The 19,897-nt window shown below is 67.5% G+C and carries 25 protein-coding genes; 17 read left to right on the plus strand and 8 right to left on the minus strand.

Annotated elements, in window-relative coordinates; all coding sequences use genetic code 11:
- Positions 1 to 58: 58 nt before the first annotated feature.
- Positions 59 to 532 (plus strand): hypothetical protein, encoded by a 474-nt coding sequence (locus D1J51_RS17280; RefSeq protein ID WP_119077217.1) that lies wholly within the window; start codon positions 59 to 61, stop codon positions 530 to 532.
- 51 nt (positions 533 to 583) lie between these two features.
- Here D1J51_RS17280 and upp read toward each other — a convergent pair whose 3' ends face one another.
- Entirely contained in the window at positions 584 to 1,222 is a 639-nt protein-coding gene (upp, locus tag D1J51_RS17285; protein ID WP_119077219.1) for a uracil phosphoribosyltransferase, read from the minus strand.
- Between the two features lie 56 nt (positions 1,223 to 1,278).
- Between upp and D1J51_RS17290 the strand changes: the two genes are divergently transcribed.
- Positions 1,279 to 1,713, plus strand: coding sequence for a nucleoside deaminase (locus tag D1J51_RS17290; protein ID WP_119077220.1), 435 nt, complete (start codon positions 1,279 to 1,281; stop codon positions 1,711 to 1,713).
- Positions 1,714 to 1,753: 40 nt separating this feature from the next.
- Here D1J51_RS17290 and D1J51_RS17295 read toward each other — a convergent pair whose 3' ends face one another.
- Entirely contained in the window at positions 1,754 to 2,056 is a 303-nt protein-coding gene (locus D1J51_RS17295; RefSeq protein ID WP_119077222.1) for a hypothetical protein, read from the minus strand.
- A 107-nt stretch (positions 2,057 to 2,163) separates the two neighbouring features.
- On the opposite strand from D1J51_RS17295, the gene proC reads away from it, so the two are divergent.
- Positions 2,164 to 3,015, plus strand: coding sequence for a pyrroline-5-carboxylate reductase (gene proC, locus D1J51_RS17300; RefSeq protein WP_119077224.1), 852 nt, complete (start codon positions 2,164 to 2,166; stop codon positions 3,013 to 3,015).
- 170 nt (positions 3,016 to 3,185) lie between these two features.
- On the opposite strand, the gene D1J51_RS17305 is transcribed toward proC, so the two are convergent.
- A complete protein-coding gene (locus D1J51_RS17305; RefSeq protein WP_119077225.1) occupies positions 3,186 to 3,851 on the minus strand; it encodes a potassium channel family protein in 666 nt (221 codons plus the stop codon).
- The gene (locus D1J51_RS17310; RefSeq protein ID WP_119077227.1) at positions 3,844 to 5,217 is read right to left on the minus strand and encodes a TrkH family potassium uptake protein; all 1,374 of its coding nucleotides are present in this window, start codon (positions 5,215 to 5,217) and stop codon (positions 3,844 to 3,846) included. The genes D1J51_RS17305 and D1J51_RS17310 overlap by 8 nt, the downstream gene beginning before the upstream one ends.
- A 193-nt stretch (positions 5,218 to 5,410) precedes the next feature.
- Between D1J51_RS17310 and D1J51_RS17315 the strand changes: the two genes are divergently transcribed.
- The 6 genes from D1J51_RS17315 (at position 5,411) to D1J51_RS17340 (ending at position 8,989) form a co-directional block, all read left to right on the plus strand.
- Positions 5,411 to 5,884, plus strand: coding sequence for an ArsR/SmtB family transcription factor (locus tag D1J51_RS17315; protein ID WP_119077229.1), 474 nt, complete (start codon positions 5,411 to 5,413; stop codon positions 5,882 to 5,884).
- 140 nt (positions 5,885 to 6,024) lie between these two features.
- On the plus strand, positions 6,025 to 6,123 hold the full coding sequence (locus D1J51_RS17320; RefSeq protein WP_005504750.1) for a 30S ribosomal protein bS22: 99 nt from the start codon (positions 6,025 to 6,027) through the stop codon (positions 6,121 to 6,123).
- Positions 6,124 to 6,280: 157 nt separating this feature from the next.
- Positions 6,281 to 6,592 (plus strand): glutaredoxin family protein, encoded by a 312-nt coding sequence (locus tag D1J51_RS17325; protein WP_119077230.1) that lies wholly within the window; start codon positions 6,281 to 6,283, stop codon positions 6,590 to 6,592.
- On the plus strand, positions 6,589 to 6,891 hold the full coding sequence (locus tag D1J51_RS17330; protein ID WP_119077232.1) for a Dabb family protein: 303 nt from the start codon (positions 6,589 to 6,591) through the stop codon (positions 6,889 to 6,891). The genes D1J51_RS17325 and D1J51_RS17330 overlap by 4 nt, the downstream gene beginning before the upstream one ends.
- 112 nt (positions 6,892 to 7,003) lie before the next feature.
- Positions 7,004 to 7,519 carry a DUF6328 family protein gene (locus tag D1J51_RS17335; RefSeq protein ID WP_119077234.1) on the plus strand — a complete coding sequence of 172 codons (516 nt, stop codon included), beginning with the start codon at positions 7,004 to 7,006 and terminating at the stop codon, positions 7,517 to 7,519.
- A 294-nt stretch (positions 7,520 to 7,813) separates the two neighbouring features.
- Positions 7,814 to 8,989 carry a carboxylate-amine ligase gene (locus D1J51_RS17340; RefSeq protein ID WP_119077236.1) on the plus strand — a complete coding sequence of 392 codons (1,176 nt, stop codon included), beginning with the start codon at positions 7,814 to 7,816 and terminating at the stop codon, positions 8,987 to 8,989.
- Between the two features lie 30 nt (positions 8,990 to 9,019).
- Here D1J51_RS17340 and D1J51_RS17345 read toward each other — a convergent pair whose 3' ends face one another.
- Positions 9,020 to 9,331 (minus strand): pyrimidine/purine nucleoside phosphorylase, encoded by a 312-nt coding sequence (locus D1J51_RS17345; RefSeq protein WP_119077238.1) that lies wholly within the window; start codon positions 9,329 to 9,331, stop codon positions 9,020 to 9,022.
- Between the two features lie 156 nt (positions 9,332 to 9,487).
- Here D1J51_RS17345 and D1J51_RS17350 point away from each other — a divergent pair, with 156 nt between their 5' ends.
- Positions 9,488 to 10,645, plus strand: a complete 1,158-nt coding sequence (locus tag D1J51_RS17350; protein ID WP_119077240.1) for a PucR family transcriptional regulator — start codon at positions 9,488 to 9,490, stop codon at positions 10,643 to 10,645.
- 136 nt (positions 10,646 to 10,781) lie between these two features.
- Entirely contained in the window at positions 10,782 to 12,152 is a 1,371-nt protein-coding gene (locus tag D1J51_RS17355; RefSeq protein WP_119077242.1) for an MFS transporter, read from the plus strand.
- 60 nt (positions 12,153 to 12,212) lie between these two features.
- Here D1J51_RS17355 and D1J51_RS17360 read toward each other — a convergent pair whose 3' ends face one another.
- On the minus strand, positions 12,213 to 12,479 hold the full coding sequence (locus D1J51_RS17360; protein ID WP_119077243.1) for a hypothetical protein: 267 nt from the start codon (positions 12,477 to 12,479) through the stop codon (positions 12,213 to 12,215).
- 51 nt (positions 12,480 to 12,530) lie between these two features.
- Between D1J51_RS17360 and D1J51_RS17365 the strand changes: the two genes are divergently transcribed.
- Positions 12,531 to 12,977 carry a MarR family winged helix-turn-helix transcriptional regulator gene (locus D1J51_RS17365; protein WP_119077245.1) on the plus strand — a complete coding sequence of 149 codons (447 nt, stop codon included), beginning with the start codon at positions 12,531 to 12,533 and terminating at the stop codon, positions 12,975 to 12,977.
- Positions 12,978 to 13,084: 107 nt separating this feature from the next.
- On the opposite strand, the gene D1J51_RS18525 is transcribed toward D1J51_RS17365, so the two are convergent.
- A complete protein-coding gene (locus tag D1J51_RS18525) occupies positions 13,085 to 13,417 on the minus strand; it encodes a hypothetical protein (protein WP_240423429.1) in 333 nt (110 codons plus the stop codon).
- A gap of 391 nt (positions 13,418 to 13,808) precedes the next feature.
- A complete protein-coding gene (locus D1J51_RS17380; RefSeq protein ID WP_119077247.1) occupies positions 13,809 to 14,480 on the minus strand; it encodes a GntR family transcriptional regulator in 672 nt (223 codons plus the stop codon).
- A 303-nt stretch (positions 14,481 to 14,783) separates the two neighbouring features.
- Between D1J51_RS17380 and D1J51_RS17385 the strand changes: the two genes are divergently transcribed.
- The 5 genes from D1J51_RS17385 (at position 14,784) to D1J51_RS18705 (ending at position 19,770) form a co-directional block, all read left to right on the plus strand.
- Positions 14,784 to 15,914, plus strand: coding sequence for an alpha-hydroxy acid oxidase (locus D1J51_RS17385; RefSeq protein ID WP_119077248.1), 1,131 nt, complete (start codon positions 14,784 to 14,786; stop codon positions 15,912 to 15,914).
- A 314-nt stretch (positions 15,915 to 16,228) separates the two neighbouring features.
- A complete protein-coding gene (locus tag D1J51_RS17390) occupies positions 16,229 to 17,164 on the plus strand; it encodes a transporter substrate-binding domain-containing protein (RefSeq protein WP_119077250.1) in 936 nt (311 codons plus the stop codon).
- 11 nt (positions 17,165 to 17,175) lie between these two features.
- Positions 17,176 to 18,129 carry an amino acid ABC transporter permease gene (locus D1J51_RS17395; RefSeq protein ID WP_119077252.1) on the plus strand — a complete coding sequence of 318 codons (954 nt, stop codon included), beginning with the start codon at positions 17,176 to 17,178 and terminating at the stop codon, positions 18,127 to 18,129.
- Positions 18,126 to 18,893, plus strand: coding sequence for an amino acid ABC transporter ATP-binding protein (locus D1J51_RS17400; protein ID WP_305773789.1), 768 nt, complete (start codon positions 18,126 to 18,128; stop codon positions 18,891 to 18,893). Before D1J51_RS17395 ends, D1J51_RS17400 begins: the two co-directional genes overlap by 4 nt.
- Positions 18,894 to 19,617: 724 nt before the next feature.
- Positions 19,618 to 19,770: a type I restriction-modification system subunit M N-terminal domain-containing protein gene (locus tag D1J51_RS18705; RefSeq protein ID WP_371414101.1), complete on the plus strand. Its 153-nt coding sequence runs from the start codon at positions 19,618 to 19,620 to the stop codon at positions 19,768 to 19,770.
- Positions 19,771 to 19,897 lie beyond the last annotated feature (127 nt).

Below are 19,897 nucleotides of genomic sequence, written 5' to 3' on the forward strand. Positions count from 1 at the left end.
TCAACCAGGCAACCAACACCGGGACACACCACTAGAAGGGTTGAGGAGAGGAGCTCGAGTGTCGCGGATCGTGGCGATCGTCGGGGTGGTGCTGGCGCTGTGGATGGCTGCGGGGCGCTGGCCGTTCGGGATCGGCGGCTCGCTCACCTGGTGGTATCTGCCGACGATCGGGCTGGTGTTCGCGTGGCTGCAGATCTGGTTGGCGCGGCGGCTGGGCACGACGCGCGAAAGGGGTCGCCGTACCGGCCGCGCCACGGTCGTCACCCTGATCCTGACGTGGGTGAGCGCGATCGGCTTCGGGCTGACCGTGCCGGATCTCACCGCCGACGGTCTCGTCTCGCTCCTCGGTCTCGCCTCGGGCTCCGCGTTCTCGGCCGAGATGTCGATCGCGCTCTGCAACCCGCTCGGCATCGTCGCCTTCGCGCTGGCCGTTGCCTCGCTCGCCTTCGCGTACGCCGACGCGCGCGATCCGAAGCCCGAAGAAGGCGAGGAGCGAGATACGACCCCGATGGCGCCGCATCCGCTCGCGTAGGGTGCCCGACCCCCGACCGGGCAGCGGGAATGCGCGGAGCGCCGCGCCTGCCTACCGGTCGATCGTGCCGTAGAGGCGGTCACCGGCGTCGCCGAGGCCGGGCACGATGTAGGCCTGCTTGTTGAGTCCCTCGTCCAGCGCGCCGAGCACGAGGGTGACGTTGCGGTCGCCCGCGGCCCCGCGGATCGCCTCCACGCCCTCGGGCGTGCCGAGCACGCAGATGGCCGTGACGTCGTCGGCGCCCCGGTCGAAGAGGAACTCGATCGCCGCCGCGAGCGATCCGCCCGTGGCCAGCATGGGGTCGAGCACGAAGCACTGGCGACCCGCGAGCGACTCGGGCAGGCGCTCGGCGTACGTGGTGGGCTGCAGGGTCTGCTCGTCGCGCACCATGCCCAGGAAGCCGACCTCGGCGGTCGGCACGAGCTTGACCATGCCCTCGAGCATGCCGAGCCCCGCCCGCAGGATCGGCACGATGAGCGGCAGCGGCTCGCTGAGGCGCACGCCCGTGGTCGGCGCGACCGGGGTGACGATGTCGTACGGTTCCACGCGCACCTCGCGGGTGGCCTCGTAGGCGAGCAGCGTCATGAGCTCCTCGATGAGCAGCCGGAACGTGGGCTGCGGCGTCCTGGAGTCGCGAAGCACCGTGAGCTTGTGGGTGACGAGGGGGTGGTCCGCAACGAAGACTCGCATGGGCCTATCCTATTGCCGTGCCCCCCATCCCTCCATCGCCGACCGAGCTCGCCGCCATGGAGCGCGCGCTCGCGGAGGCGCGCCGCGCCGCGGCGGAGGGTGAGATCCCGGTGGGAGCGATCGTGCTCGACGCGGCGGGCGAGGTGATCGGCACCGGCCGCAACGCCCGGGAGGGGGTTCCGGATCCGACCGCGCACGCCGAGGTGATCGCGATCCGCGAGGCGGCGGGCCGACTGGGCGGCCGCGTCCTTGACGGCTGCGCGCTCGTGGTGACCCTCGAGCCCTGCGCCATGTGCGCCGGCGCGATCCTCGCCGCCCGGGTGCCGCGGCTCGTGTTCGGGGCGTGGGACGAGAAGGCCGGCGCGGTCGGCAGCGTCTACGATCTGCTGCGCGACGGCCGACTGCCGCACCCCGTTCCCGAGGTGGTAGCTGGAGTGCGCGCCGAGGAGTGCGCGGCGCTGCTGCGGGAGTTCTTCGAAGCGCGGCGGTAGCGGGTTCCGGGCCTGCCGCGCGGCGTCCGGCGTCCCGGTCTCAATCGTACGACAGCGTCACGATCGAGCTGGTGGACGGGGTCGCCGCGTTCGGGTCGACGTAGACGTCCGGCTCGAGGTAGATCGTCTCGGCCTCCGGAACCGCGTTCTGCACGCGGCGCTTCGCCTGGTGCAGCACGAAGGAGACCTCGCGCATGGTGAGGTCGGCGTCGAGGTCGACCTTCGCCGCGACGAGGAGCTCACCGTCGACATCGCCGAGGTCGAGGCTGATGACGCGGGAGATCATCGCGCCGTCCAGCAGCGCTTTTTCGATGTGTGCCCGGTGCTCGCTACTCGCGGTCATCTCGATCCCTTCCTCGCTTGCCGATATTCTACGGGGGAGGCCTCCGGATCGGATCATAAGAGGTCGGGCCGTGGTCAGAGGTGCGCGAGTTTCCTTACACTGGAGCCATGAGCGAGATGACGAGTGAGACACTGCCCCGCACCGCGATGATCGGCGTCGGCTCGATGGGCGGCGCGATCCTCTCCGGCCTGCGCGCCCCCGGGGTGAGCATCGAGCTGCCGGTTGCCGTGACCACGCGGTCCGTCGCGAGCGCAGCGGCCTTCGACGCCGCCGATGACGTGGTCGCCTATGCGGGCGAGAGCGATCCCGAAGCGAACCGCCGCGCGGTGCGCGGCGCCGGCCTCGTGATCCTCGCGGTGAAGCCCTGGATGATCGCGGACGTGGTGCGCGAGGTCTCCCACGTGCTCGAGCCGGGCGCTATCTTGGTGAGCGTCGCGGCGGGGGTGCCGAGCAGCGCAATCGAGGCGGAGCTGCCCGAGGGCGTCTCGGTGGTGCGGGCGATGCCGAACACGCCGTCGCAGATCGGTCGGGGCGTGACCGGCATCGCGGGCGGCGTCTCTGCGAGCGAGGAGGCCATCGAGATCGTGCGCCGCCTGTTCGAGACCGTCGGCTCGGTTCTGGTGGTGCGTGAAGACCAGATCAACGACATCGCCGCGGTCTCGGGCTCGGGTCCGGCGTACATCTTCCTCTACGCGGAGCACATGACGGCCGCCGCTCGGCGGTTGGGCTTCGACGAGGATCAGGCGCGGCTGCTCGTGCAGCAGACGATCGCCGGCGCGGCCGAGCTGATGCTTGGCAGCGACGAGGATCCGGAGCAGCTGCGCCGCAACGTGACGAGCCCGAAGGGCACGACGGAGCAGGCCGTCGCGGTGCTGCAGGAGGCCGACTGGAGCGACCTGTTCGACCGCGCGCTCGCCGCGAACGTGCGCCGCTCCGAGGAGCTCGAGCGCGGGGAGTGAACCGGAGCGCGCCCCTCGCATATTCGGATTTGCTGTATTGGATATGCAGTTAAATCCGTTTGACCCGTGTATTGACTCCGTCCGATGATGTGCGTTGCCCGCGCCCGGAGCATGGGAGTCTCAATTCGCCGCTATCCTCGCGGCCGTCGCGCGCTGATCCGGATCCCCGGCTACCCGATCGCGGCGAAGCGCTCCACGTCGGCAGCCGTTCCGGAGACGATGATGAGGTCGTGCGGTGAGATGACGGTCTGCTCCGTGGCGTGGGTGAACGGCTGGCCCGGCGTCTTCACGCCGACGACGGTCACGCGGTAGCGGCTGCGCACCCCGCTCTCGGTGAGCGAGCGGCCGCGGATGGAGCGCGGCGGGTACATCTTCGCGATCACGTAGTTGTTGTCGAACTGGATGAAGTCGAGCATGCTGCCGCTCAGCAGGTGGGCCACGCGCTCGCCCGCCTCGCGTTCGGGGTAGATGACGTGGTTCACCCCGATGCGCTCCAGGATCTTGCCGTGCGACGTGGAGATCGCCTTCGCCCAGATCTGCGGGATGCCGAGGTCGACGAGGTTGGCGGCGATGAGCACGCTGGCCTCGATCGAGGCTCCCGTCGCGACCACCGCGATCTGGAACTCGTCGGCGCCGATCTGCCTCAGCGCCTCCATGGAGCGCGCGTCGGCCTGCACCGCGTGCGTCACGCGATCCGCCCACTTCTGCACGAGCTGGGCATCGGTGTCCACCACCAGCACCTCGCGGTCCTGGCGATCCAACTGCCCGGCCGTCGCGGCCCCGAAGCGGCCGAGTCCGATGACGAGAACCGGGGCGTCACTGCGAATATCAACCAACGATCGGCCTTTCCTCGGGATACTTGAACAGGCGGGAGCGGCTGGTCGCCGCCACGGCCGCGGCCAGCGTGACCGTGCCCACGCGGCCCGCCCACATGGTAGCGGCGAGAATGTACTTTCCGGCATCGGAGACCTCGCTCGACAGACCCGTCGTGAGTCCGCAGGTGCCGAATGCCGAGATGACCTCGAAGAGCACGACGTCGAGGGATTCGCCCGTCACCTGCAGCAGCGCGACGGTCGCCGCCAGCACGATCGTCGCGCCCCAGATGAGGATCGACACCGCGACGCGCAGCACCTCGTTCGGAATGCTGCGGTCGAACGCCTGCATCTCCTTGTAGCCGCGGGCCTCCGCGTACGCCGCGAGGAACAGCACCGCGATAGTGGTGACCTTGATCCCGCCCGCGGTCGAGGCCGACCCGCCGCCCACGAACATCAGCATGTCCATGACGAGCAGGGTCGACCCGTTCATGTCGATCGGGTCGATGATCCCTAGACCGCCGGAGCGCGTCATCACCGACATGTAGCCCGAGCTGAGCAGCGTCTCCCAGAAGTCGTGGCCGCCGAGGGTCTTGGGATTGCTCATCTCGAGGGTGCCGATGGCCAGCCAGCCGACGACGATGAAGATGAGCGTGGTGGTGAGCGTCAGCTTGGCGTGCAGCCCCAGGCGCTTGTGCGCGCGCCAGCCGCCGCCGGTCACGTAGCGGTAGAGCGCGAAGATCACGGGGAAGCCGATCGCGCCCAGGAAGACGCCGACGGCGAGCACGCTCAGCAGGTAGAGGTCGGTTTCGAACGGGGCGAGCCCTCCGGGCAGCGGCACGAAGCCGGTGTTGGTGAAGGCCGAGGCCGCCAGGTAGAAGCCGTTCCACAGCGACTGCCAGAAGTCGTAGCCGGCCACCATCAGGCGGGGGGTGATGAGCGCCGTGAGCGCCAGTTCGATCACGACGAGGCTCGTGGCCACGGCGGCGAGCAGTCCGCCGATCTCGCCGAGCCCCACGGCCTGGCTCGCGGAGGCGTCGCGGCTCATCCGCATGGGGTTGGTGTCGCTCGCGGCGAGCAGGCGCTGCCGCAGGCCGAGGCGCCGCGTGACGGTGAGCCCCAGGATGCTGGCGAGCGTGAGCACGCCGATCCCGCCGATCTGCAGGCCCGCGAGGATCACGATCTCGCCGAACAGCGACCAGTGGGTGGCCATGTCGACGGTCGAGAGCCCCGTCACGCAGATGGCGGAGACCGCGGTGAACAGGGCGTCGGCGAGGGGGGTCATCCGTCCCGAGCTGCTGGAGAACGGCAGGGAGAGCAGCGCGGTCCAGAGCAGGATCAGCGCCGTGAACACCATGAGCGCGAAGCGCGGCGGGGAGGACTGGATCATGGCGTTGATCCAGGACCTCTGCGTGAACGGGGCGGAGGCCCGACGGCTCACAGCGCGTGCCCTCACGACTCCTTCTTTCCTGCGACGAAACGAGCGGGGCGGGAAGCCCGGACCCGATCCTTCATGCTACACACGCCGCGGCGATCACGTCAGCGGTGAGACAAGACGGGTCGCGACGGCTACCCTTGAGGGCATGCCAGATATTTTCGGAGTCATCGCCGACGCGACACGGCGCGATATTCTGCGGGTACTGCTCGAGCGGTACCAGCGGGACGCCGAGATGAGCGTGTCCGAGATCGTCGGGCAGCTGGAGATCAGCCAGCCGACCGTGTCCAAGCACCTCAAGGTGCTGCGCGAGGCCGAGCTTGTGAGCGTGCGCGAGGAGGGCCAGCACCGCTACTACACGCTCGATCCCGAACCGCTCGAGATGGTCGAGGACTTCGTGATCCCGTTCCTCTCGGCCGGCTTCGACACCGAGGTGACCGTCGAGTACCTCTCCGAGGACGGTGAGCGCCTGCCCGGCCCAGACGGGGAGGGCAGCCTCGGCGGTGAGGGCGAGGTGCTCTCGGAGGAGGCCGCGGCGGCGGCGGAGCGCATGGGCCGGGCCGCGGCTCGCGCCGAGAACCGGGTCAAGGAGCTCGTCGCGCGCTTCCGATTGAAGGGCTGAGCGGCCGGCGGGACCGCGGGTTGTCGGCCGGCGCGGCGGCCTCTCGGCCCGGCGATTTCCTGCAAGCGGCCGGTTCGGTGTAAAATCAGTGTTTTGTGGGCCACGATCCCGTTCGGCCCGAGAGACGTTGTGAGGTGACCGTGGGTTCAGTGATCAAGAAGCGCCGCAAGCGCATGTCGAAGAAGAAGCACCGCAAGCTGCTTCGGAAGACGCGTCACCAGCGTCGCAACAAGAAGTAGTCGGCGCGGGGAACCGCGATCGATGCGGGCGTCGGGCCAGGGGCCCGGCGCCTTTTCTCGTGCGCGGCCGTCCGGGCCTGCGGAGCGTCCCGCCTCCGCCTTCCCGGAATCCGCCCGCGGACCGGTGCACCGCGCGTGAGCGGTACAATGGTCCGTCATGACGGTCGTGCAACTCACCCTGATCGGCAAGCCCGGCTGCCACCTCTGCGACGAAGCTCGCGACACGATCGGCCGGGTGCGGGCCGAGCTCGCGGGGCGCGGGATCGATACCGGGCTCGAGGAGCTCGACATCCTGCAGGATCCCCGGCTCGCGCGACGCCACTCGGAGGACATCCCGGTCGTGCAGATCGACGGGCGCAGGCACGCCGTCTGGCGGGTCGATCCCGAGCGACTCGCCGCGGCGATCGAGAAGGCGGCCGAGCGGGCCGCGCCACCCACCAGACTCTTCTCCCGGAGGAAGCCGTCATGACCCTGCGCCACATCGTCAGCTGGAGACTGGTCGGCGAGACCCGCGAGGAGCGGGACGCGCGAGCCGCCGAGGCCGTCGACGCGATCGCGCCGCTGCGCGACTCGGTGCCCTCGGTGCGCGCGCTCTCGCTGCACCGCAACGAGCTCTTCGACGGCGACAACTTCGACCTCACCCTCATCGCCGACTTCGACGACGCCGAGGGCCTGGCCGCGTACGCCTCGCACCCCGAGCACCTGCCCGTCATCGACCTCATGAAGCGCATCACCGCGGGGCGCGTCGCCGTCGACTTCACACTGTGAGCGCCCCGGCGTCAAGGGGCTCCCGCAGCGGAGCGCCCGCGCCTATCGTGGCTCGAAACGCGATGACTCGAGCGCGTCGGCGAGCTGAGCAGCCTCTCGAGGGAAGGAAGCCATGCGTGAGAACGATCCGGACCCGGGCACGGACGCCGCGGCCGACGAATTCGATGACGGACGTTCCGAGACGCCGAACGAGCGCGCCGATCGCAACTGGAACGAGATACTCCAGGAGCTGCGCGTGGCGCAGACGGGCGCCCAGATCCTCGGAGCCTTCCTGCTCGCAGTGGCCTTTCAGCCGCGGTTCACGGAGCTGGACCGGTACCAGCTGACGCTCTACCTGGTTCTCGTCGCTCTCGCGGGTATCGCGGCCGCGCTCGGCCTGGCCCCGGTCAGTCTGCACCGGGCTCACTTCGGGCAGCGCCAGAAGGCGCGCATCGTGCGCATCGGCGACCGCCTGCTCGTCGCCGACCTCGTCGTGCTCGCGCTGCTCGCCGCGGGCGTCACGAGCCTCATCTTCGACTTCACGCTCGGCCGCACGGCCGGGCTCGCGGCGCTGGGCGGCGGTGCGGTTGTGATCCTCGCGCTCTGGGCTCTCGTGCCGAGGCTCGGGATCCGCGCCCGGGCGCGCTGATCGGGGCTGCCGGGCGGGATCGCCTCTCGCGGGCTCAGTCCGGCGGATCGATCGAGATGTGATTCCCGTCCTGCCGCTCCGCGTCGCTCGCGCGCCTCTTGCCCCGCGCGTCGGAGCTCGTCTCGAAGACGTCGGCCGCTCAGTGCGCGTCGAGTTCGGCATCGTCGTCCTCCGTTTCGCGCGCTTGGCCGGTTCCGGCTGCAATGTCAAGGGGGTGCGAGGGAACAGGGGCGGCGCATACGTTGAGGGTGCCAGGCGGCGGCGGTCGCTTCCGGCCGGACCGAAGGGGCTCCCATGTTGAAGCGCATTCCGGACGAGGTCTCTCGGGCCGCGAATCCTGCGGCCGGGAGCCCCCGCACCGGGGCCCTGCGAACGATGGGCGTCGAGGAGGAGCTGCTGCTCGTCGATCCGGGTACCGGCGCGCCCGTCGCGGTGAGCGATCGGATGCAGCGCGAGGCGGAGCCCGGCACGGCGCTGCGCCTCGAGAGCGAGGTCAAGCAGGAGCAGATCGAGGTGATCTCGCCGCCCTGCACCGCGCTGGAGTCGGCGGCCGAGTCGATCCTCGAGGGGCGCCGTATCACGGACGACGCGGCGCGGCGCGTGGGCGCTCGGGCCGTGGCACTGGCGACGAGCGCGGTCGAGGGGGAGACCCACCTGTCGTCGCGGCCGCGCTACCTCGAGATGTCGTCGCGGTTCGGCATCACGATGCGCGAGCAGCTGACGTGCGGGTTCCACGTGCACGTGGGGGTCGAGAGCGATGAGGAGGGCGTCGCGGTGCTCGACCGCATCAGGCCCTGGCTGCCCGCGCTCCTCGCTCTGACCGCCAACTCCCCGTTCTGGCGCGGCGAGGACTCCGGCTACGCCAGCTATCGCTACCAGGTCTGGGCCCGGTGGCCGTCCTCGGGGCCGTACGAGCTGTTCGGCTCGGCCCGCGCCTATCGGGAGCGGGTGCGCTCGATGCTCGTCACCGGGGTCGTGCGGGACGCGGGCATGGTCTACTTCGACGCCCGCCTGAGCGACCACCTGCCCACGGTCGAGATCCGCGTGCCCGACGTCTGCATGGAGGCCGAGCACGCGGTGGCGATCGTCGGCCTGGTGCGAGCGCTGGTCGAGACCGCGGCGAGGGAATGGCGTCGCGGTGCGGCGCCGGCCGGGATCCCGGCTGCCGTTCTGCGGCTCGCGATGTGGTCGGCCAGCCGCTACGGGATCCGCGGAGGCCTCATCGACCCCCGCAGCGGCTCCGAGGCCGATGCTGGGGTCGTGGTCGAGGCGCTCCTCGCGCACGCGAGGGCCGCGCTGAGCGAGAGCGGCGACCTCGCGAGGGTGACCGCTGCGGTCTCCGACGTGCTCGAGAACGGCACGGGAGCCGATCGCCAGCGGCGGGTCATGCGCGAGGCCGCCGACCGCGGGGCCGTGGTCGCCGACGCGATCGAGGCGACGCACCGCCGGGCCGCGGAGCCGAACGGTTGAGCCCGATATCGTCTGGGGCGCCGCGAGCGCTCACATGTCCAGGTGGCCCAGGAACTCGCCCGTGTACGGGCAGAGGTAGGCGACGGTGTCCGTGACCCGGACGGTGAAGTCGGTGCCGCCGGGCACCTCGAACTGCTCGCCCTCGCGGTAGGTCGTCCACCCGCCACTACCGGCGGGCTGCTGCACGTCCCAGCTGCCGTGGACGAGCCGCATCCACTCCTTGACCGGCGCCTCGAAGGTCCACTCGCCGGACTCCATCACGCCGACGGTGAAGTTGCCCTGCTCGTTCTTGAACTCGAGGCTGCGCACCTGACCGCCGTAGTACTCGTTCTGACCGATCACGCGATCACTCCTTTGCCGAATCATGTTCGTGGGCCGCCGAGTGCGAGCCCCGGGATCAGCGTAGGGAGCCGGTGAGGCGCCTTGTATCGCCGCAGAGTACATTCAGGGCAGGCAACTCTTGGCGTCGCGGACAATCTGCGCGGGTAGCATAGGGCCATGAGTCGTGACACCGGGCCCGACGACCGCTCGCTCGTCGCGCTGCAGCGCGCGCTCGAACTGCAGATGGAGCTCACCGCGATCGTGACGCGCGGCGGCGGGGTCGACCGGCTGCTGGCCGGGTGGGAGCAGCGGGCGGGTGAGGCGGTCGCCGTGTTCGACCGGCTCGGGCGGCCGCTCGGACGCAACAGCGCGTTCCGCCCCGACGCGCTCATGGCGGTCGGGGCTCTGCTCGCCGAACGCTCGCCCCGTATCGGAGAGAAGATCCGAATCGCGCCCCCGACGATCTCCGCGCGCGGCGAGGAGATCGAGATCACCTCGTTCGCCGGCAACGACACCGTGCGCGGGTACCTGGCCCGCGTGCCGTCGGGGGAGCAGAGCACGGAGCTCGCATCTCCGGCGCTCCGCTCTCTGCTCGCCCTCGAGTACGAGCGGCACTGGCTGCTCGACGAGCCGGCCCGCCGTCAGCGCGCCGAGCAGCTCGGGCGAGTGATCGACCTCGGCGACGCCGGAGGGGCACAGGCCTACCTCCGGGGGATCGGCATCGATGCCGAGGAGCTCCGAGGGCTGGCCATCGAGGCCCGGAACGAGACCCACGCCGAAGTGCTCGTCGACGATCTGGCCGCGATCCTCACCACCACGCTCATCCGGCACCGCGGGCGCGTCGTGGAGTGCCTCGTCCCCTTCGACCCTCGGCAGACCCTCGGCGAGTACGGCCTGGACGTGCCGCTGGGGGTCGGCACTCCCGTCGAGCCCAGGTACGCCGCGCGCACCATGCGGCAGGCGGGGCTGGCGCTCGAGACGAGTCGGCGGGTCGGCACGCCGATCGAGTACCTCGACGGCGCCTCGCACGAGTTCCTGATCCGCGTCGCGTCGCCCTCGTACCTCGAATCCTTCGCGGCGGCGACGCTCGAGCCGATCCTGCGGGCGCGCGGAGGAGAGGAGCTGCTGCGCACCCTGCACGCCTGGCTCATCGAGCGGCGCTCGATCGAGACGACGGCCGAGCGGATGGGCGTGCATCGCCACACGGTCCGCAACCGCATGCAGCGCGTCGCCCAGCTCACGGGCCACGACCTGGACAGCATCGACACCCAGACCGAACTGTGGCTCGCCCTGAAGGCTCGCGGGTTCGGCGACGAGTCGCTCACGGTGGCCTGAGAGTATATACGGTTGCTCGCCGATGGGACGCCACGGCGATTCTGCGACGGCACAGCGGCTGACATCATGTGCTGTGTCCACCCCCACCCGTGACGGCCCCGCCGCCCCGATCCGGTACTCGACGAGGAGCGCCCGCATGTCCACCACCATCACCATCGAAGCAGAGAACAGGTCGGTGCTGCGCCGCGTACTCGTGGCCAGCGGGCTCGGCACGCTGCTGGAGTACTTCGACTACGCGAGTTACAGCTACCTGGCGACCACGATCGCGATCGTGTTCTTCCCGCCGGAGGACCGCACCGTGGCGCTGCTCAGCACCTTCGCGGTGTTCGCGCTCTCCTTCCTCGTGCGCCCCATCGGCGCTCTCGTCTGGGGCGGCCTGGGCGACCGCATCGGCCGCAAGAGCATTCTCGCCACCACGATCATCATCATGTCGGGGGCCACGTTCCTGATCGGCTTCCTGCCGGGCTACGCGACCCTCGGCGTCGCCGCGCCGATCCTGCTGCTCCTGCTGCGCATGACGCAGAGCTTCTCGGCGTCGGGCGAGTACGCGGGCGCGGGCACCTTCGTCGCCGAGTACGCGCCGGCGAGGCTGCGCGGTCTGCTCACCAGCGTGGTGCCGATGGCCGCAGCCGCGGGCTTCCTGCTCGCCTCGCTCTTGGCCACGATCCTCTACGCCTCCTTCTCCCCCGAGTTCATGCGGGAGTGGGGGTGGAGGATCCCGTTCTTCATCGCCGGCCCGCTCGGGATCGTGGGCCTCTGGCTGCGCTCGCGTCTCGAGGACACCCCGCAGTTCCGGCGCGTCCAGGAGATCGAGCGCGAGGAGCAGGAGCTCGCGCGGCAGCAGCGGAGCGCCTCCCGCGGCAGCCGCTGGGCGGAGATCCGCGAGAGCCTGCCCGCGATGCTCAAGATCCTGCTCGTCATGTCGCTGAACGCCGGGGGCTACTATCTGCTGCTCAGTTACATCCCCACCTTCCTCATCGAGGAGGCCGCGATGAGCGAGGCGAACTCGACGCTGGTGGTCACCATCGGACTCGTCGCGCAGCTCGCCCTGATCCCGCTCATGGCGCGCTTCTCCGATCGCTTCGGCCGCAAGCGCACGCTGATGGTCTCGAGCATCGCCTTCATCGTGCTCAGCTACCCCATCATGACGCTGTTCTCGATGGGCGGCGTGCTGCTGGCCACGGTCGTGCTCATCGTCGCGCTCGTGTTCTTCTCGATGAACGATGCCGTGTTCCCGTCGTTCTTCACCGAGATGTTCGGTACGCGGTCGCGCTACCTCGGGTTCGCCCTCCCGTTCAACGTGGGCGCGATGCTCTTCGGCGGGGTCGCCCCGCTCATCGGCACCTGGCTGATCGCCGTCACGGGCAACCCGAGCGCGCCGGCGTTCTTTCTCATCCTCGTGGGAGCGCTGTCCTTGATCGGCCTGCTGCTGACGCCCGAGACGGCCCGCACCGATCTCGTCGACGTGCAGCGCAAGGTGGGCACCGCTCCGATCCAGACGCTGTAGGCGGCCCGAGGCGGCCCGTGCTGCGACCGCCTCCCCGGCGCCGATCGGGCGCGTCCGGAGTCAGGCCGCTTGATCCGGAAGCCCTCTCGGAGGGCACTTCAGGTGGGTCGGTTTGCCGGGGCCGCCGCGGTCGATGCGGTGCTCCTTCATCGGCGCGTCGCAGACCGGGCACCTCGGGTCGGCCGGAGGCGCGTAGGGCGGCTCGTTCGGATCGCCGAGCTGCGCAGTCCCCTCGAACTGGTAGAAGAACCTCTGCACGGCGGCGTAGAACCCGGGCACGCCGTCGTAGGGGGTCTTATGCCAGAGCCGTCGCTTTCGTTTGCGCACGAACGAAATGGTAGCACATTCGTTTGCACACGAACGAGGTACGATCGAGAGATGCAGGAACTCCCGGACGACGCGCTCGAACTCGACCGGCAGGTGTGCTTCGCGCTCGCGGTCGCGAGCCGGAGCGTGATCGGCGTCTACCGGCCGATCCTCGAGCCCCTCGGTCTCACCCACCCGCAGTACCTCGTCATGCTCGCGCTCTGGGGCGACGCACCGCTGCGCTTCGGCGAGATCGCCGAGATGCTGCGCCTCGACCCCGCGACGCTCTCGCCGATCATCAAGCGACTCGAGCAATCGGGGCTCGTCGAGCGCACGCCAGTGGACGGCGACGAGCGCACCTTCCACCTCGTGCCGACCGACGCCGGCCGAGCCCTGCGAGAGCGGGCTCTCGCCGTGCCGCCCGCGGTGGTCGAGCGGCTCGGCCTGCCCGTGGAGCGGCTCCTCGCCCTTCGCGACGAACTCGCGGCGGTGATCGCGGCGGTCGAACGCTCGGGGTGAGGGAGCCGAGGTCTGACTCGGGACACCACCGATGTTCTCTTCCCCGCGACCCTTTCGCCGTGTTGCGGAGCGGGTGCGGCGCCTACGGCATCGCGATCGGCAGGTGGTCATCTGCGGAGAGGATCCCTGTCACGCCGCTGTCGGTGGAGTGCCGGAGCGTCGGCGACTCGGTCGCGGAGCCCGTAGTGCCGCTCCGACCGGCGATCTGCCTCTCCGGTTCGATGGCGAAGAGCGCCTGCTCCTCGACTGCGCTTATGCTGCCTTGCAGCGGCCTCCCCGCCGAAGAGCATCGTGCCCACGTTGAACAGGAGGGCGAACCCGAGGTAGCGCGACCGCGTGCCGAACATCTCGGTGAAGACCGACGGCAACACGGCATCGTTCATCGAGAAGAACACGAGCGCGACGATGAGCACGACCGTGGCCAGCAGCACGCCGCCCATCGAGAACAGCGTCAGACTCGCTCGGATCCCGGTGCTCCGGTCGCCCGTGAGGCACCATCGGTGATCATCGCAGGCACGCTGTCAGGCTATGACCACGGGGTGACGATTGAGGCGTCCAGCGGCATGAAACCCCTGACCTTGCGGGTGACTACCGTCAGGCTGTGAACGGATGCCGTGGCTGCGGTCGGTGTGTCACGCTCCGGTCATGGGCCGGGGATGTGCTGCCGGGACGCCCTCCACGCCACCGCGAGGTCGATCGTGAGGATCCGCCCCGCGAGCTCCGGGAGCAAAGGTTGACTGGGATGCGAGTGCGCAGGCATACGGCGGCTGAGATCTCGACGGTCTCGCCGATGACCAGGCCGGCGACAATGCCGAGCATGACGGGACCGCTTCAGTCCTGAGCCGTGGCCTTCGAGTACGGCCCGTCGAGGTATTGGGTCAGGAGCTCCGCGCTGAGACGCCAATTCGCCTCGATTGCCCGCGATGCGGCTTCAACGTCGCCGGTGATGAGGCTCCTGGCGATCGTTACGTGTTCATCGCCCACCTTGACCGCGACGGACGAGTGATCTGAGAACATCGGCGCTTCGTACCGATGGTAGGACTGGCGAGCACCCTCAATCATCTTGTGGAGCTCCTGGTTGGGGCAGGCGCTGATCATGAGGTTGTGCCACTCGTCGTCCTTCGCCCTCAGGAGCTGCGGCGGTATCGAACCGTCCTTGAGCTGGAGCGCCCGTTCAACGAGCTCCTCACCGATCCGTTTCAACGCATCTCCGTCACTCAGCCGCAGGGCAAGGGTCTCAAGTGTGGCTATGATCGGGGCGAGATTCCTCAACTCCGCACTGCTCAGAGGCGTGAAGCGGAATCCCTTTCCGTCCTCGAGGGTCAGCTGCCCCATGCAGGCGAGTCCAATCAGAGCCTCGCGCACCGGGGTCCGGCTCACCCCGAGCTCTTTCGCAAGCTCGATCTCGTTGATGTTCGCGCCTGGCTGCACCTGTCCTTCGCGCATGCGCTTCAACAGTTCGTCGCGGACCTGATCGCGAAGCCTGAATCTCTGGATTGTCATGCATGTTCCCTACGCCCAACGGGACCGGATATTTCACGGAACTCCGTGATCCGATTCTCGCAACCAATGACTACTGTATACGGAATATCTTACGCAGGCGCTGCCGCTGTCCTTATGATCGCGTCTTCAGTATTATGCATATTGAACGCAACGCAACACAACGCTGTCGCCCCGCCATTACGGCGAGCTCCGGCCTCTCGGTGTCTGCGCGTGACGTGACACAGGCTCTCGCGAGCTTCAACTACGAGGAATCGAACGCAGGAGGACCAACCCTTGTCTCGACGTGTTACCAGCGCCGCTGGAATGAAACGTGCTGCTCGGAAGCGAGTGCCCAAGATGATCTTCAACTTCGTGGAGGGAGGGGTGCTGGACGAGATCGGAAACAACCGCAGCATCGATGCGATGCGATCCGTGCAGTTTCGGCAGCGAGCATTCCCTAACGTCTCGAACATGAACCTCTCGAGTTCGATCCTGGGCAAGGAGACTCGTGTGCCGTTCTTCGTCAGTCCCATGGGAATGCTTGGCATGGTTCATCCACACGCAGATCCCGGCGTAGCCAAAGCCATCGCGGAGGCCGGGGGCGTCTTCATCCACAGTGCGTGGTCCGGTGTCGGACTCCCGGAAGTCGTTCAGGCCGCCCCGGGCCAAGTTTGGGCGCAGGCGCAGTTCTGGAAGGACCGGAGCTACACTGAACAGCACCTCGATCAGGCGGAGTCCCTCGGGGTCAACGTCCTTGTGCTCCCCGGCGACTGCACGGTCGGCGAGGAGCGCGAGCGCGAGCTCTACCACGGCCTCAACAGGCTTCCTCCGATTCTTACCCTCCCAGACCTCATCAGCTGCGCCATGCGCCCCCGCTGGGTGGCCGGCTACCTCCTCGGCGGTCGTCGGGTCACCTACGGCAACTACGCCCCCGGCGGACGTCCACTGAAGATGTCCGAGATGAAACCCTTCATGAAGAATCAGAAGGATCGATCGGTCTCCTGGAAGGACGTTCGAGCGATTCGCGAGCGGTGGAAAGGAAAGGTCGTCATCAAGGGCGTCATGTGCGCCGAGGATGCCCGCATCGCGCTCGACCTCGGCGCCGACGCTGTCTACGTTTCTACACTCGGCGGGCGCCAGTTCGATCGCCAGCCCGGGACTATCGAGGTGCTCGATGAGGTTGTCGAGGCCGTGGGCGGGCGGGCGGAGGTCTACTGCGACGGCGGCGTATACCGAGGGGCTGATGTACTCAACATCCTGAGCCGTGGAGCGACTGCGGCCGGCATTGGACGAGCCGCCGCGTATGCGCTCGCAGCCGGCGGGAGACCCGCCGTATCCCAGTTCCTTGGCACGCTTACCGACGAACTCCAGACCGCGATGGCGTTCTGCGGCGTGCAGAGCATCTCGGAGATCGATGCCTCGATCCGCCGATCCTTTTCAGATGCCGTTTCCTAAGCTCGACGTTTAACTTGAGGAAGCTTGTTTTCGGCGAATGGGATCGGACTTTGGCATAGTTGCGGCAGCCTCTTGAGCGTCTGGTAACACCCGGGAGTATTTCGGTGCGCTTGGGGCGGCTGCCATTGCGTAAACCCGGGCACAGCAAGGTTTCCCCTGCTCAAGCGTGCTTCAAGTGCCTTCGGGGGAGAGCGCGAGGCCTCATCGAGATCCTCGTCGACCTGTTGAATGCATGCCGTATTCTGTATTATGAGCGGTGGGCTCGTGCCCAAACCCCGCTATTGACGGGAAGTTTGATACAAGGAAAGTAGGCAATGGTGCTTAAGGCTTCTAATAAATTCACAAGCGTGATCGGGGTCGCTGCCGTCGTGATTGCGCTGGCGGTGGCAGGCTGCAGCGACCCGAACGGTGGTCGGGGATCCGGCGATGCGAACGCTGACGCTGCTCCTCAAGGGGCCGCTGAGAATCCCACATTCCCTGAGGTGCCCGAGGCCATGGCTCTTCTGCCGGACAAGTTCAAGAAATCCGGCGTGCTCCGCGCGACTATGCCCACCAATGAGGTCCCGACCCAGTTCTACCGTCAGGGCACCAAGGAGATGACCGGTATCAATCCCGACACCGCCCGCCTCGTTGCGGGCGCTCTGGGGCTCGATCTGCAGATCGAGGTCGCCAAGTTCGATTCGATCATTCCAGGGCTCCAGGCTGATCGCTACGACATCGCTGTGGCCTCTATGACTCCGACGAAGGAGCGCATGGAGACGCTCGACTTCGTCGAGTACATCAATATGGGCAGCGCACTCGCGGTACCGGTGGGGAATCCGAAGGAGATCGGGCCCGAGACACTCTGCGGTCAGCGGGTCGGCGCGCTCATTGGCTCCTACCAGCTCCGCGTGCGCATCCCGGAGGTCGATGCGACCTGCGAGACGGCTGGGAAGCCGAAGACCGAGATCCTGCAGTATCAGGACACTTCCGAGGCGCTCGGTGCGCTCTCCAGTGGTCGAGCGGACGTCGTGTACCAGAACGCGGCGATCCTGAACTACGCGGCTACGCAGAACGATCAGATCGAGATCTCCGCGGTACTCAACGTCGACCCCGTCGGTATCGGTATCCCCCGCGAGAGCGGGTTAACCGACGCAATCGCCGCAGCCATGGAGAAGATCATCGTGAGCGACCAGTACATGGCCATGCTGAAGTCGTACAACGTCGAGGACCTCGCCCTCGACAAGGTGCAGGTCAACGTTCCGCAGTAGGGCGGCAGGCCATGTCGAATAGAAACACGTCGCCGGTCGAAGCCGGCCCCTACGCCACGCCCACGCAGGTGATATCGACGCTCGATTCTCTCGATGTGCAGCGCCGTAAGCGGTGGCCACAGCTTCTCGGAGCAGGGCTTGTCGTCGTGATCCTGGCGAGTATTCTCTGGGACGTGGCAACGAACCCGCGCTTCGGGTGGCCCACCGTGATCGAGTACCTGTTCAACCCGCAGATTCTCGCCGGTGCAGGGCTGACACTGGTGCTGACCCTCGTTTCCATGGGTGTGGGCTCAGCCTTCGGTGTGGCGCTCGCGATCATGAGACTGGCGAAGAATCCGACCCTTGCGCTCACCGCCAGGGGGTACATCTGGTTCTTCCGTGGGACTCCTCTGCTGGTGCAGCTGATCTTTTGGTACAACATCTCGGCACTGTACCCGATGATCGCACTGGGGCTGCCGTTCGGCGGGCCGAGCATCGAAATCGGATCTGCGAATTTACTGATCACTCCTCTTGTGGCGGCGCTCTTGGGTCTTTCGCTCAACGAGGCCGCGTATATGGCCGAGATCATCAGAAGCGGAATTTCCTCGGTGGACGACGGGCAACGCGACGCTGGACGCGCCATCGGTATGACGAACGGGATGCTGATGCGCCGGGTCGTCCTTCCGCAGGCGATGCGGATCGTCATCCCTCCGACAGGGAATCAGGTGATCTCAATGCTCAAGGGCACCTCCCTTGTCAGCGTGTTGGCTATCTCCGAACTGCTCTATTCCGCGCAGACCATCTACGCAATGAACTACCGGACGATCCCGCTTCTCCTGGTCGCATGTGCGTGGTATCTGCTGCTCACCTCGGTTCTCACGATGATTCAGACTCGATTCGAGCGCAGGTACGGGCGCGGTTTCCAGCCGAGGCCGCAGGTAAGGCCCAAGCGCAACGCCCGCACTACGAAGGAGCAGACCTCATGAGCCAGCCGATGATCGAGATACGCGGGGTGAAGAAGTCGTTTCACCACAATATCGTGCTAACGGACATCTCGCTCACCGTTCAGACCGGTTCAGTGACCTGCCTCATCGGTCCCTCGGGTTCTGGCAAGACGACGCTGCTCCGCTGCGTGAACCGGTTGGAGACCATCGACGCAGGAATCATCCTGGTGGATGGTGAGATGGTGGGAACGGAGAGGAAGAGGAACCGCCTGGTCGAGGCCAGCCCTGTCGCGATCGCGAAGTCGCGACGCGCGACCGGCATGGTGTTCCAGCGTTTCAATCTTTTCCCGCACCGCACCGTCCTCGAGAACATCATCGAGGGTCCGACGCTGGTCCTGAAGCGTCCGAAGGCCGAGGTCGTGGAGGAGGCCATAGCGTTGCTCGAGCGGGTCGGCCTACGAGATAAGGCGGACGCATACCCACAGGAACTCTCAGGCGGCCAGCAGCAGCGCATCGCCATCGCGCGAGCACTCGCGATGAAGCCGAAGCTGATTCTCTTCGATGAGCCCACGTCGGCGCTGGACCCGGAGCTCGTGGGCGAGGTGCTGGAGGTCATGCGCGATCTAGCGCGCGAGGGAATGACGATGCTCGTGGTGACGCACGAGCTCGGGTTCGCGCGGGAGGTCTCCGATCAGGTCGTTTTCATGGATGGCGGTGTCGTCGTCGAAGCAGGCAGCCCGCAAGAGGTGCTCGTCAATCCTCGACAGGAACGCACGAAGGGATTCCTGTCGAGAGTGCTCAAGTAGCAGAAGCGCAGAAACCGCTCGGGCTCGTACTCGCGAGTCAGGCCGGTTCAATCCTTCCTCACTGCGCGGAGATCATCGAGGTGCGCGGCGATCCGAGTGCTTCATCCGAGATCAAGTGTCCACGCGCGTCTGCAGCACAGCATGCATTCGATGGTGCCGCTCATCCGGGGCGGAGCGCTGCTCTCATCGATCCCGGCCTCACGTCAGTTCCCGGTCGGATCGTGGCAAGCGCGAGTCCGTAGTGAACCGACTCCAGCGACTACGTCACGAAACCTCGTGCCGCGGGCCTCCAGTCGGGCTCATCTCCGCACCATGCTCGATGAACTCTCCGGACAGTCCTGCCCTTTGCGGCTCCCGGCGGGCCCGGACGCGGTTTCCTTGCGCACGTGAGAGTGAGGGGGCTGTCGTCGGACACGACGTCGGCGAAATCGGGCTATCACCACGGTGACGTTCGTGGTGCGCTGGTCGCAGCCGCATTAGAGATGCTCGAGGCCGGTGAATCGTTCTCGTTGCGTGCACTCGCCCGGCGGGCGAGCGTGACCGCTGCCGCGCCCACTAACGGCATTTCGCGGACCGCGACGCACTTGAGCACGAGGTCGCGGTCCAGGAATGGTCGCGGGAGTTGATGGGCGAGCTCAAGGGCAGCGGGCCGGCTCCGAGGGCTGCGGACGAGGTTGCCGAGCTCGTGGTCGCCTCTGTGCGTTTCCCGGGAGGACAACGCAAGATGAGCGGCCTCAGCGGCTTCGTCTGGAGCATCTTGGATGTCCTCCACGGCCGCTGCAAGCCCAAGCAACACGGGAACGTCACCCTGCCCTTCACCGTTCTCCGCAGTCTTGAGTGCGTCAGGGCTCCCCGCCGTACTGTCACGTCAACCTGATCACAGGCACATCCTGCGTGGACGCGGACGCACGCGGTGCCGTGACGGCCAACGCCACCACCGGCACTGGCCACATACCCGCAAGGAAAACTGGCTCATCGGAATCGAGAGTGTAGGAGCGGCCTGA

Origin of the sequence: Leucobacter sp. wl10 (assembly GCF_003569785.1) — a bacterium.
Taxonomy (GTDB): domain Bacteria; phylum Actinomycetota; class Actinomycetes; order Actinomycetales; family Microbacteriaceae; genus Leucobacter.